The sequence below is a fragment of the Tistrella mobilis KA081020-065 genome (assembly GCF_000264455.2).
Classification (GTDB): Bacteria; Pseudomonadota; Alphaproteobacteria; order Tistrellales; family Tistrellaceae; genus Tistrella; species Tistrella mobilis.
The window spans coordinates 2,025,081-2,037,279 of record NC_017956.1; the positions used below are offsets into that span (position 1 = coordinate 2,025,081).

Here is a 12,199-nt window from a genome sequence, read left to right on the forward strand (position 1 = left end):
CATTGCAAACGCCGATCGTTGCAGTATGTTCACCGCGCCGGACCGCCCGCCGGGCCGCCCGCCGTTGTTGTTCGACGGCAACTCTAGTCGAGAGCCGGCGCGCTGAAAACCATCTCGCCCGGAAATCAGCTTCACGACACGGGATTGCCGCAGCACGCGGCACCGGCCGCGTGACCGCTGCCCCGGACCACGACACTCAGAGGCGATGCCTTCGATGAGCGACGACCGCACCGCACAGACCCCCGCCGCCCCCGCCGGGGCACGTGACCGCTATCGCGATGCGGGCGTCGACATCGACGCCGGCAATGCGCTGGTCGACCGGATCAAGCCTGCCGCCGCCCGCACGAAGCGGTCGGGCGTTGCCGGCGGCATCGGCGGCTTCGGCGCGCTGTTCGACCTGAAGGCGGCGGGTTTCAAGGATCCGATCCTGGTCTCGTCCACCGATGGCGTCGGCACCAAGCTCAAGATCGCCGAGGCGGTCGGCCGTCACGACACCATCGGCATCGATCTGGTCGCCATGTGCGTGAACGACCTGGTGGTCCAGGGCGCCGAGCCGCTGTTCTTCCTGGACTATTTCGCCACCGGCAAGCTGTCGGTGCCGCTTGCGGCCGACGTGATCGAGGGCATCGCCGAAGGCTGTGATCAGGCGGGCTGCGCACTGGTCGGCGGCGAGACCGCCGAGATGCCCGGCCTCTATTCCGGATCGGATTACGATCTCGCCGGCTTCTCGGTCGGCGCCGCCGAGCGCGGCACGCTGCTGCCGCGCGACGACGTCGGTGCCGGCGACGTTGTGATCGGGCTTGCGTCCTCGGGCGTGCATTCGAACGGCTATTCACTGGTCCGCAAGCTGGTCGCCGATGGCGGCTTCGACTATGCCGCGCCGGCCCCGTTCGAGACCGCAGCCGCCAGCCTGGGCGAGGCCCTGCTCACCCCCACCCGGATCTATGTGAAGGCGCTGATGCCGGAAATCCGGGCCGGCCGGGTGAAGGCGCTGGCCCATATCACCGGCGGCGGCCTGCTGGAGAACATCCCGCGGGTGCTACCCGAGGGCGTCGGCGCCGATCTGGATGCCGCCCGCTGGGCCCTGCCGCCGGTGTTCCGCTGGATGGCGGAAACGGGTGGGCTGTCGGGGCATGAACTGGCCCGGACCTTCAATTGCGGCATCGGCATGGTGGTCGTGGTGGCTGCAGCCGAGGCCGAAGCCGTGGTCGCGGCCCTGGGTGCTGCCGGTGAGGACGCAGCCGTGATCGGCCGTCTGGTGCCACGTGCGGCGGGCGAGGCCCTGGTTGCGATCGAGAACATGGAGGCCGCATGGCCAAGCGTGACGTCGCCGTCCTGATCTCCGGATCGGGCAGCAACCTTCAGGCATTGATCGATGCGGTTGCCGCCGATCCGGACCACCCGGCCCGGATCCGGCTGGTGATCTCCAACAAGCCCGGCGTCTACGGGCTGGAGCGCGCCGCCGCGGCTGGCATCGAAGCGGTCGTCATCGATCACAAGGCCTTCCCCGACCGGGCGGCCTTCGATGCCGCACTCCAGGCCGAGCTTGAGGCGCGCGGGATCGATCTGGTCTGCCTCGCCGGCTTCATGCGCATCCTGACCGCCCCCTTCGTCGAGGCCTGGACCGGGCGGATGCTGAACATCCACCCCTCGATCCTGCCGGCCTTCAAGGGGGCACGCGCGATCGACGATGCCCTGGCGGCCGGCGTGCGCATCACCGGCGTCTCGGTGCATTACGTGGTGCCCGAAATGGATGCCGGCCCGATCGTGGTACAGGCGGCGGTGCCGGTACTGCCCGGCGACGATCATGATGCGCTGGCGAAGCGCATCCATGCCGCCGAGCACCGGATCTATCCGGCCGCCCTGCGCTGGGTTGCCGCCGGCGACGTGCGGTTGGCAGAGTCGGGTCGGGTCGAACACCTGACCGATCCGGTGGCGATCAACTCGGTGCTGATCTCGCCACCCGCCCTCGGCTGACGCCGGGCTGTCCTTGATAGGACGTCATGGATATGAAAAGGGCCGCGCGGCTTGTGCCACGCGGCCCTTTTCTTCGTCCCGAAGGCGTCGGATCAGCCGACGATCTCGGTCTGGGCGAAGAAGTAGGCGATCTCGATCGCCGCATTCTCGGCCGAATCCGAACCATGCACCGAATTCGCCTCGATCGACTCGGCGAAGTCCTTGCGGATGGTGCCCTCGGCGGCATTGGCCGGGTTGGTGGCGCCCATGATCTCGCGGTTGGCGGCAACCGCATTCTCGCCCTCGAGCACCTGGACCACCACCGGGCCCGAGATCATGAAAGCGACGAGATCGTTGAAGAAGGGGCGCTCGCTGTGCACGGCATAGAAGCCCTCGGCCTGGGCCTTGGTCAGCTGCAGGCGCTTCTGGGCAACGATGCGCAGACCCTTCGCCTCGAAACGGGCATTGATCTGGCCGGTCAGGTTGCGGCGGGTGGCGTCGGGCTTGATGATCGACAGGGTGCGCTCGGTGGCCATGTCTCGAACTCGTCTCTCGGAAGCGGAAGGAAGCGGTGCCGCAGGGACATCCCCCGGGCGCCGACGGGTCTCCGCGGCCACCCCGACCGGCCCGTTACCGGGCGCGCATCGACATGCCGCGATCGAGCCGGCTTATAACGGTTTCCCGGGGCCGGGGCAACCGCCGCTCCGTGACGACACGACGCCGACACAACACCGATCCCCCCGCCTCCGGCAGCGGATGACAGCCCTCGCGGCTCATGCTATGTGATCGCCCATGCTGCACATCAACGATCTCGTCTATCGCATCGAGGGTCGGCCGCTGTTCGACGGCGCGACCATCGCCATTTCCGAGGGCCAGAAGGTCGGCCTCGTCGGCCCGAACGGTGCCGGCAAGTCGACGCTGCTGCGCCTGATCCGTGGCGAGATCTCCCCCGATGCGGGATCGGTGGAGCTGCGCCCCGGTGCGCGCATGGCCTCCGTCGCCCAGGAAGCACCGGGCGGCCCGGACAGTGCGGTGGAGCATGTGCTGGGCGCCGATGTCGAACGGGCACGCCTGCTCACGCGTCTGGCCGAGGCGGAAGCAACCCATGACGGCATGGCCCAGGCGGAAATCCATGCCCGGCTGGCCGAAATCGGTGCCCATGCCGCCCCGGCGCGCGCGGCGCGCATCCTCTCGGGCCTCGGCTTCGACGAGGCGATGCAGACTGCGGCCTGTTCAAGCTTTTCCGGCGGCTGGCGCATGCGCATTGCGCTCGCCCGCACGCTGTTCGCCAATGCCGACATTCTGCTGCTCGACGAGCCGACCAACCACCTCGACCTTGAAGCGACGATCTGGCTTGAAAGCCATCTTGCCGCATGGCCGGGCACGCTGGTGGTGGTCAGCCACGACCGCGACCTGCTGAACGCCGTCACCGACCGCATCGCCCATGTCGAGGGCGGGCGGCTGGTGTCCTATCGCGGCAATTTCGACCAGTTCCTGCGCCAGCGCGCAGAACGGCGCGAGCACGCGGCAAAATCTGCCCAGCGCGTGGAAGCCGAGCGGAAAAAACTGCAGGCCTTCATCGACCGCTTCCGCGCCAAGGCGACCAAGGCCGCCCAGGCGCAGAGCCGGGTGAAGGCGCTGGAGCGGCTGGGCTCGGCCGACGCGCCGCCGCCTGCCTATGAAGTTGCCTTCTCCTTCCCCTCGCCCGAGACCCTGGCACCGCCGCTGATCGCCATCGACGACGTGACGCTGGGCTATGGTGATGCGCCGCCGGTGCTCAAAGGCATCAATCTGCGCATCGACCAGGACGACCGCATCGCCCTGCTGGGCGCCAACGGCAACGGCAAATCGACGCTGATGAAGCTCCTTGCCGGCCGGCTGGAACCGCGTGCAGGCCGCATGGTGCGGCCGTCAAAGCTCAGAATCGGCTATTTCGCCCAGCATCAGGCCGACGAGCTGATCCCGGGCGAAACCGCCTTCCAGCATATGCGCCGGGTGATGGCCGACCAGCATGAGAGCAAAGTGCGGGCGCATCTGGGCCGGTTCGGCCTGACCCAGGCGCGGGGCGATACGCCGGTGGAACAGCTGTCGGGCGGAGAAAAGGCCCGGCTGCTCTTTGCCCTGGTCACTCGCGATGCGCCGCACCTGCTGCTGCTGGATGAGCCGACCAACCACCTCGACATCGAGGCACGCGATGCGCTGATCGAGGCCGTGAACGACTATTCCGGCGCCGTCGTCTTCATCGCCCATGACCGGCGCATGGTCGAACTTGCCGCCGAACGTCTCTGGCTGGTCGCCGACGGCCGCTGCCGCCCCTATGAAGGCGATCTCGACGACTACCGGCGCCTGCTGCTGGAAACTGCCCGGGCCACCCCTGACCGGGGCGGAGTTGCCAGTGACGCCGACGCCAGGGCGACACGTCGCGACCAGCGCCGCGCCGCCGCTGAACGGCGGGAAAAGCTGAAGCCGCTCAAGGATGTGGTCCGGAAAGCTGAAGCAGAGGTCGAGAAGCTGACCCGCGAACGCGACCGTCTTGCCGCCATTCTGGCCGACCCGAAGCTCTATGACGGGCCACAGGCTAAGGTGGCTGAGGCGACTCGGGCCAAGGGCAAGGTCGACGCCGACCTCGAAGCTGCCGAAGAGCGCTGGCTTGCCGCTGCAGAAGCCTATGAGGCGGCGGAGGCCGAGGCACTGGCCGACGCCTGAGAATGCCGATGCCGCGCTGACGGCGTCCGCTCCTCCGCAATCCGATCGCCATCACGATGCGCAGGCCGGCCAGCGCCGCCTGCCGCCTCTGCTTTTTTTGCGCCCGAAACGCGTCTACGACGCGACGGGCGAATTTTGCGTTGCAGACTGCGACTGAGACGCAACCCTATGCGCTGCAGAATGCATCGCGTTTTGCATCAAGACATCATAACCATTCCCGGCGGTCGTTATTCACGCCTGGCGTATCAGCAGCAGCCGACGTCGAGTGCCAATAATCAAAGGATCTCATCTTCAAATTTTGCTTCGCATTTTTCATCTTGAACACATCGTCGAGACGATCCTAAATAATCCATATGATCCCTGCTCAATTCACATGCTTCCATCCGTAAGGAGTGCGGCCATGAAAGAAATTGAGGCTATCCTGCGCGACAATCGCATCACCACTGCGGAGATTCTCTATCATATGCCGGATCATCCAACAGTCCTTCAGAGTTTTGTCTGGCAATTCCTCGACATCGCTCCCCGGTTTCCGAAGTTACGCTCGTTCCTGGATTTCTGGGCCCGCGAGATTGATGGCCGAATTCACTCGGTAACGGTTGCCAACTCAACACTGGCAGCACCTGCACGCTGGCGGCACCTGGACGGGGTGTGGCGCCTGCAATAGGCATGGGCCCGCGCTGTGACTGCCACAGCCCGAACGATCATGGCGCGGGACTTGCTTACCTCTTCGGTCATCACCACCGCCCCCCACCACGGCACATGCCGGCAGGCGCCTGCATGTGGTCGCGGACGGAAAGCTGTCATGACCGAAGACCGGCCGGGCGCCGCAGCGCGCCCTGCACCTGATCATCGAAGCGCCGGGAGACGATCGACGATCGCCGCCGACGCCTTGATCGTCTGGCTGAAGCCAGTGGCGGTCGGGCTGATGCTCGCGGCCCTGCTGTTGTTTGCCGTGGGGTTGGTGCGCAGCAACGAGATGGTCCGCGGCGTCATAACGGCCGCATCGGGCGATCTTCCGCGTGCCGCGATCGCCCTCCGCGATCTTGAGCGCACGATTCTGGCCGTGGTGGCGGGGCTCCCGTCGACGGACCGGACAATCCCTGACGAGCCCGATATCACGCGCAACAGGCTCGATCATATCCGAGAGCTGACGATCGCGATCGACAGCACCGGCATGGGCGCAATCGTCCGCGCCTTGCCGGATGGCGGACCGGTCCTGGATACACTGCGCGCCACACTCCGCCGGGCAGGCAGCACGGCAGATCCCGGCGAGGTGGTCCGGGAGCTGGGCCCGATCGCCGCCCGGCTCGCAGGGCTGCTGCCGAGGATCGAAGAAAAAACGGCCGAAGCCCGGATGGCCGCCCGCGCTGAGCTTCAGACGTTGCAGACGATGAGCATGCTGTCGGCAACGGGGGTCGTGGTCTCGGTCACGGGTCTCACCCTGTTGTCGGTGATCATGCAGCTCAGGCTCCGCGCAAGCCGCGGGCGACTGCGCGACGCCATCGAAGCCATGTCCGACGGCTTTCTGCACATCGACCGCAATGGCCGCGTGACCGTTGCCAATGAACGGCTGCGCAGCCATCTGCCTCGCACCATGGCGTCCGTCCACCGCGGCCAGCCCTCGGGGCTGCTGATCGCCGCCCTGGCCGCCAGTGCGGCCGACCCGGAAACCGCACATCGACGCCTGCTTCATGTATTGGACAGCATGCCGGAGCCCGGACGCGCGCTGCTTCCGGCCCTGGATGTCAAGCTGGCCGACGAGCACTGGCTGCGGCTCAGGGTTCGTATCGGCAGCGATGGCGGCCGTGCCGTGACCGTGGCAGACGTCACCGATCTCATAGCTGCGGAACACGCACGGCATCGTCAGGCTCTGGTGTTCAAACACCTGACGGATGGCGTAGTGCTGGCCGATGCCGACGGAAAAATCATGGATGTCAGCCCGGCGGCCGAACAGCTTTACAGCGTATCGGCGGCAGCCATAGAGGGGCAGCCCATCGGCCTGCTGCTCCGTCCATCCGATGCGGAGCAGATGACCCGGGCCCTGCTCGACGAACTGTCCGGCTGCGAAATGGCAGAACGCGCCTTCCCGATCGCCCGTCCCGGCCCTGATGGGAACTTCAGCCCCACCGGCCGCGATGGCGAGGCAACCTTCGTCGCGCTCCGGGAGGCCTCTGCCGGCTTCAGCGGCGTCATCGCCCTGATCCGGGATGTCAGTGAAGTCCATCGCGTCCACAAGCTGAAGGCGGCCTTCATCGCGGCCGCGGCCCATGAGCTGCGGACGCCGACGACGGCACTGCTTGGCGCCTTGCGTCTCGCAAACAGCGGTGTCGGGGGCAATGTGCCCCCGCAACTGAACGCGCTGCTCGACATGGCCTCGCGCAATGCCGATCGCCTCTCATCCGTCATCGACGGGCTGGTGGATGTCGAGCGCCTCGAAAGCGGAAGCTTCACTCTGGCACGTCAGCCGGTGAGGTTGGTAGATCTGCTGGCAACCATCGCCGCCCGCGCAAGCGATCTGCCGCATGTCGGACTGACGGTGAGCGGTCCCGCGGATCAGATGGGCTGTGCAGAGGCCACCACGGTGATGATGGATCCGGAACGTCTCGCCCAGGCTCTGCTGGGCGTCGTCGATCAGGTCGCAGGGCCACCATCGCGGATCGGGAGCCGTACCGCGGTCAGGCTGGCCTGGGGCCTGAACGATCACCGGGTCCGGATGTCGGTGGAACAGCCCGATCCGGCCAACCTGCCGGCCGAGACAATGCCGCGCACAAAGGGAAACCGCTCGAGCCCGCCACGCCGCCCAGGCGATATCGGTTTCGGTCTGGCGGTCACCCGGGCGGTGGTGGAGCGTCATGGCGGGCTGATCTGGTGGGAAACCACCGACGCCGGCAGCCGCTTCAGAATCGATCTGCCGCTCCACCGGACCGGCTGACGGCCATGCAATCAGGCGGCCCGTTCCCAGCGGCCATCCGGCCGCTGGCGCCAATAGGTCAGCGCGAACCCCCGGGCCTTCCGCGCCCGCCAGCGGTCGCGTGCCGCCGCAACCGCCAGGTCATCCCGCCCGTCGAAGAGATCGAGCACCCGGACAAAACCCGACGGATCCGGATGATCCATGCCATCGACCAGGACGAGGACCTGGGGGTCGTTGGGCAGATCATCCCCCGCCGTCAGCCAGACGGGCTGACGTTCCGGCAGGGGATCGCCCTGGCTGCCATGCGGCAGGAAACTGTCCGGATCATAGGTCCAGAGCAGACTGTCCAGCGCCTTCACCCGCTCCGCCGAGCCCGCCCGCAGCGCCGCCCGCCAGTCGCGGGCGAGCACCCGCTCGAGCAGCGCGGGAAGCGCCTGCTCGAGCGGGGTCGCGGTCAGATGATAAAAGGCGATCTCCACCCCGGCGGGCGTTGCCTCGGCGTCGGCGGACATCGCCTCTCCGCCGCCGCTCACGCGCCGGCTTCGAAGCGGTCGGCGACCAGGCGGTCGAGCAGGCGCACGCCGTAACCCGTGGCCCCCTTGGGCCCCAGATCGGTGTCACCCTTGCCCCAGACCACGCCGGCCACGTCGAGATGCGCCCAGGGCGTGTCGCCCACGAACCGCTTCAGGAACTGCGCCGCGGTGATGCTGCCGCCATCCCGTCCCTTGCCGACATTCTTCATGTCGGCAATGTCGGAATTGATGTCCTTGTCATAGGCATCCGACAGCGGCAGGCGCCACAGCCCCTCGCCGGTCGCGGCCGAGGCGGAGAGCAGGGCATTCGCCAGACCGTCGTCATTGGCGAACAGCCCGGCATTATAGGTGCCCAGCGCCACGATGATCGCCCCGGTGAGGGTCGCCAGATCGACGATGGCAGACGGCTTGAAGCGGTCGCGCGTATAGGCAAGCGCATCGGCCAGCACCAGCCGGCCCTCAGCATCGGTGTTGATGACCTCGATGGTCTGGCCGGAGAGCGAGGTGACCACGTCGCCGGGCCGCTGTGCAGTTCCGGACGGCATGTTCTCGACCAGGCCGACCACGCCCACCACATTCACCCGCGCCTTGCGCTGGGCAAGCGTGCGAAGCAGCCCGGCGACGATGCCGGCGCCGCCCATATCCCACTTCATCTCTTCCATGCCACCCGCGGGCTTGATCGAGATGCCGCCACTGTCGAAACACACGCCCTTGCCGACGAAGGCCACCGGATCGCCGTCGTCCTCACGGCCGGTCCAGCGCATGATCACCAGATAGGGCTCGTTGGCGCTCCCCTGCGCGACGCCCAGCAGGGCGTTCATACCCAACGCCGCCATGCGGTCGCGGTCCAGCACCTCGACATCGATGCCGAGCCGCGCCAGATCCTTCAGCCGCTCCATGAAATTACGGGGCGTGAGAACGTTGGCGGGTTCCGAGATCAGCTCGCGGGTGAAATCGACACCGTCGCCGGCGGCATTGCGGGCCTCGAACGCCCCGGCAGCCTCGGCACCGGCGCCGCTCATCACCGTCACCGCCGGATCGACGGGGGCGTCGTCACCCTCCTTCTTGCTGCGATAGCGGTCGAACCGCCAGGCGCGCAACCGGGCGCCCAGCGCGACCTCGGCGGCAAGCGCCGCCTGATCTCCGTCGAGCCCGGAAATATCGATGGCGATCGCCGCAGCACCGGCGGCCGAGCGCACCGCCCTGCCCCCGAGCTTCAGCGCCTTCAGCGCATCGAACTCTCCGGTCTTGCCGATGCCGAGCAGAACGACCCGATCGAGCCCCACGCCATGTGGCGCCAGCACGACGGCCTGCTGCTCGGGCTTGCCTTCGAAACGGGCCGCCGCCATGGCCCGGCCCAGCGCGCCGCCGGTCGCCTCGTCGACCGCCTGCCCGGCAGGCGTCAGTGCCCGACCTTCGGAGACGGGAAGAACGAGTGTGCCGTCGGCTGGAATCGACGACGTCGCGAAGCTGATGGTCATGCCTGCCTCTCCGGGTTCCTGTGCATGGCTCGGACACGCCTGAAGGTGATCCTGATGCGGACTGCTCTCCGGCGGGTGTCTCCGGGCAATATAGGCGGTGTGTCCCTCCGGCAGAAGACCGGTGACGCATATCGGACACGCCCATCCCCGAAGGCGGGCACTGGACCCTGGGCGTCGGCCAATATAAGTTGCGCCCGGCGGGCGGTGTCCCCGCATCCTGTCGCAGGACACGTCACAACCCGCCCGTTCCGCATCTCTCGCCGCCCCCGGTCTCCGCTCGGGGATGGACAGTGAAGCCGCTTCCCAGCCCAGGGGTTCCATGCCGGGTTCCATGCCGCTTGCCACCCGCTATCTGTTCAGACAGCTGCTGCTGCCGGCGCTCGCCATCACAGCAGGCCTTGCCGCAGTGGTCTGGCTGACGCAGTCCGTGCGCTTCCTGGATCTGATCGTCAACCGCGGTCTTTCGGCACTGGTCTTCGTTCAGCTCACCATCCTGCTTCTGCCCACTTTCCTGACCATCATCATGCCGATCGCCCTGTTCTGCGCGGTGGTCACGGTCTATTCCCGGCTGATCTCGGACCGGGAGCTGGTGGTGCTGCGCGCCGCCGGCCTGGGCCCATGGGCGCTGATCCGGCCGGCGATGATGCTGGCCGGCGTCTTCATGCTGATCGGCTATCTGCTCTCGCTCTACATCGTCCCGACCTTCACCCGGGATTTCCGCGAACTCCAGATCTCGATCCGCAGCGATGTGGCCGCCGTGCTGCTCCAGGAAGGGCGGTTCAATTCGCCGGTGCCGGGGCTGACGGTCTTCGTCCGCGAACGCCTGCCCTCAGGCGAACTCGCGGGCATTCTGGTGCAGGACGAGCGCAACAAGGCGGCGCCGGTCACGATGATGGCGGCGAAGGGCGGCCTGGTCGCCACCGACACCGGCCAGCGGATCGTCCTGGTCGAGGGCAACAGGCAGGAACGCAGCCCCGACGGGCGGGTCAGCTTCCTCTATTTCGACCGCTATACCGTCGATCTGGCACTGGTTGCAGGCGATGCGGCGCCCAGTGCACCGGACCGGCGCGAGCGTTATCTGTCGCAGCTTCTGAACCCTGAGGCCGGCATTTCGGAGAAGTTCCGCGGCGAGTTGCGCAGCGAGTTGCATCAGCGCCTTGCCTGGCCGCTCTACAATCTCGCCTTCACCCTGATTGCCCTCGGCCCCCTGCTCGCCGGCGAATTCTCCCGGCGCAGCCGTTGGACGAGGGTCGCATTGGCCGCGACGGCAATGATCGCCGTACAGCTCGCCGGCATCATGCTGACCTCGGCACTCGTCACGTCGCCGCTCGCCGCAATCCCGCTTTATCTCTCGATTTTCGGCGCTGCAGCCATCGCCCTCTGGCTCATGCTGGGGCGCCATCCCCGGCGGATTCCACCCCAGGCGCCCGACGCGGCGGCGGAGGAGGCCCGGGCATGACGCAGCCATCATCCAGTGCCGGTCACGTGCGGGCGGGTCGGGCACCATCGACCCCGCGCCGGCATGTATCGACCACGCTCAGCCTCTATCTTGCCCGCCATATGTTGAATTCGGTCGGGCTGGTGCTGGCCGTAGTGATGGGGCTGGTGCTGGTGGTCGACCTCATCGAACTGCTGCGCCGCGCGGCCGGGGACGACGTGCCGGTAGCGACGCTGATCGGGATGGCGATCCTCAAGAATCCGTTTCAGTTGCAGAAGATCGCTCCTTTCGCGGTGCTGATCGGGGGCATGATCACCTTCTCACGCCTCACCCGCACGAATGAGCTGGTGGTGGCGCGAGCGGCCGGCGTGTCCGTCTGGCAGTTCATGGCGCCGCCCGTCGGGGTGGCCCTGCTGCTGGGGGCGTTTCTGGTCGCCGTCTTCAACCCTCTCGCCGCCATGATGGCCTCCAGATACGAATCGCTCGACGCCCGATATATCGGCGGTCGCAGCAGTCTTCTGTCGGTCGGCCCCGGCGGGTTGTGGCTGCGCGAGCGGCTGGACGGCGCACCAGTGGTCATCCACGCCACGCGTATGGCTGCGGCGGGCACCGATCTCGGCAATGTCACGATCTTCCGCTACGGGCCGGATGAAACCTTCCGCGACCGGATCGACGCGGCCCGTGCCACTCTGGGCAATCAGGTCTGGCATATCGAGAACGCCGTAATCTCGGCACCAGACCGGATGTCAGAACGCGCAGAGACCATGGAACAGGCGACTCAGATGACGCGCGAGCAGATTCTGGACAGCTTCGCCAATCCCGAAACCATGTCCTTCTGGGCGCTTCCCGGATTCATCGCGCAGCTCAGGGATGCGGGCTTCAGCGCGCTACAGCATCGGCTCTACTGGCACTCGGTTCTGGCCCTGCCATTGCTGATGACGGCCATGGTCATCATCTCCGCTACTTTCGGTCTGCGTTTCACCCGCAGGGGCGGTGCCGGCATCACCATTGCCGGCGGTGTCTTCACCGGCTTCCTGCTGTATTTCCTCACGGGCGTGGTCTATGCTCTCGGCCAATCCGGAGGCCTGCCGGTGGTGCTGGCTGCCTGGACTCCGGCCGGCGTTGCGGCGCTGTTCGGCATAGCGACCCTGTTGCATCTGGAGGACGGCTAGCC

At 67.1% G+C, this 12,199-nt stretch carries 10 protein-coding genes; 7 read left to right on the forward strand and 3 right to left on the reverse strand.

The window, feature by feature from the left end:
* Positions 1-214 precede the first annotated feature (214 nt).
* Positions 215-1,339 carry a phosphoribosylformylglycinamidine cyclo-ligase gene (gene purM, locus TMO_RS09255; RefSeq protein ID WP_051045493.1) on the forward strand — a complete coding sequence of 375 codons (1,125 nt, stop codon included), beginning with the start codon at positions 215-217 and terminating at the stop codon, positions 1,337-1,339.
* A complete protein-coding gene (gene purN, locus TMO_RS09260; protein WP_014745358.1) occupies positions 1,312-1,977 on the forward strand; it encodes a phosphoribosylglycinamide formyltransferase in 666 nt (221 codons plus the stop codon). Before purM ends, purN begins: the two co-directional genes overlap by 28 nt.
* A gap of 92 nt (positions 1,978-2,069) precedes the next feature.
* Here purN and ndk read toward each other — a convergent pair whose 3' ends face one another.
* Entirely contained in the window at positions 2,070-2,492 is a 423-nt protein-coding gene (ndk, locus tag TMO_RS09265) for a nucleoside-diphosphate kinase (protein WP_014745359.1), read from the reverse strand.
* A gap of 256 nt (positions 2,493-2,748) precedes the next feature.
* Here ndk and TMO_RS09270 point away from each other — a divergent pair, with 256 nt between their 5' ends.
* From TMO_RS09270 to TMO_RS09275, 3 genes are all read left to right on the forward strand, one after another.
* Positions 2,749-4,662 (forward strand): ABC-F family ATP-binding cassette domain-containing protein, encoded by a 1,914-nt coding sequence (locus TMO_RS09270; protein WP_014745360.1) that lies wholly within the window; start codon positions 2,749-2,751, stop codon positions 4,660-4,662.
* A 400-nt stretch (positions 4,663-5,062) separates the two neighbouring features.
* Complete coding sequence (locus tag TMO_RS30350) at positions 5,063-5,326, forward strand: usg protein (RefSeq protein WP_081598844.1); 264 nt, start codon at positions 5,063-5,065, stop codon at positions 5,324-5,326.
* A gap of 138 nt (positions 5,327-5,464) precedes the next feature.
* Positions 5,465-7,594, forward strand: coding sequence for a histidine kinase dimerization/phospho-acceptor domain-containing protein (locus tag TMO_RS09275; RefSeq protein WP_014745361.1), 2,130 nt, complete (start codon positions 5,465-5,467; stop codon positions 7,592-7,594).
* 11 nt (positions 7,595-7,605) lie between these two features.
* Here the strand turns inward: TMO_RS09275 and TMO_RS09280 are convergent, their stop codons facing one another.
* Together TMO_RS09280 and TMO_RS09285 are read right to left on the reverse strand one after the other, a co-directional pair.
* Entirely contained in the window at positions 7,606-8,085 is a 480-nt protein-coding gene (locus tag TMO_RS09280) for a DNA polymerase III subunit chi (RefSeq protein ID WP_014745362.1), read from the reverse strand.
* 17 nt (positions 8,086-8,102) lie between these two features.
* Positions 8,103-9,587 (reverse strand): leucyl aminopeptidase, encoded by a 1,485-nt coding sequence (locus tag TMO_RS09285; RefSeq protein ID WP_014745363.1) that lies wholly within the window; start codon positions 9,585-9,587, stop codon positions 8,103-8,105.
* A gap of 319 nt (positions 9,588-9,906) precedes the next feature.
* Between TMO_RS09285 and lptF the strand changes: the two genes are divergently transcribed.
* The gene (gene lptF / locus TMO_RS09290) at positions 9,907-11,046 is read left to right on the forward strand and encodes an LPS export ABC transporter permease LptF (RefSeq protein WP_051045347.1); all 1,140 of its coding nucleotides are present in this window, start codon (positions 9,907-9,909) and stop codon (positions 11,044-11,046) included.
* Positions 11,043-12,197 (forward strand): LPS export ABC transporter permease LptG, encoded by a 1,155-nt coding sequence (gene lptG, locus TMO_RS09295; protein WP_014745365.1) that lies wholly within the window; start codon positions 11,043-11,045, stop codon positions 12,195-12,197. Before lptF ends, lptG begins: the two co-directional genes overlap by 4 nt.
* Positions 12,198-12,199: the final 2 nt, after the last annotated feature.

Coding starts and splice junctions, on each gene's coding strand:
- purM (WP_051045493.1), top strand. CDS start 215: ATGAGCGACGACCGCACCGCACAGACCCCCGCCGCCCCCGCCGGGGCA.
- purN (WP_014745358.1), top strand. CDS start 1,312: ATGGCCAAGCGTGACGTCGCCGTCCTGATCTCCGGATCGGGCAGCAAC.
- ndk (WP_014745359.1), bottom strand. CDS start 2,492: ATGGCCACCGAGCGCACCCTGTCGATCATCAAGCCCGACGCCACCCGC.
- TMO_RS09270 (WP_014745360.1), top strand. CDS start 2,749: ATGCTGCACATCAACGATCTCGTCTATCGCATCGAGGGTCGGCCGCTG.
- TMO_RS30350 (WP_081598844.1), top strand. CDS start 5,063: ATGAAAGAAATTGAGGCTATCCTGCGCGACAATCGCATCACCACTGCG.
- TMO_RS09275 (WP_014745361.1), top strand. CDS start 5,465: ATGACCGAAGACCGGCCGGGCGCCGCAGCGCGCCCTGCACCTGATCAT.
- TMO_RS09280 (WP_014745362.1), bottom strand. CDS start 8,085: ATGTCCGCCGACGCCGAGGCAACGCCCGCCGGGGTGGAGATCGCCTTT.
- TMO_RS09285 (WP_014745363.1), bottom strand. CDS start 9,587: ATGACCATCAGCTTCGCGACGTCGTCGATTCCAGCCGACGGCACACTC.
- lptF (WP_051045347.1), top strand. CDS start 9,907: ATGCCGGGTTCCATGCCGCTTGCCACCCGCTATCTGTTCAGACAGCTG.
- lptG (WP_014745365.1), top strand. CDS start 11,043: ATGACGCAGCCATCATCCAGTGCCGGTCACGTGCGGGCGGGTCGGGCA.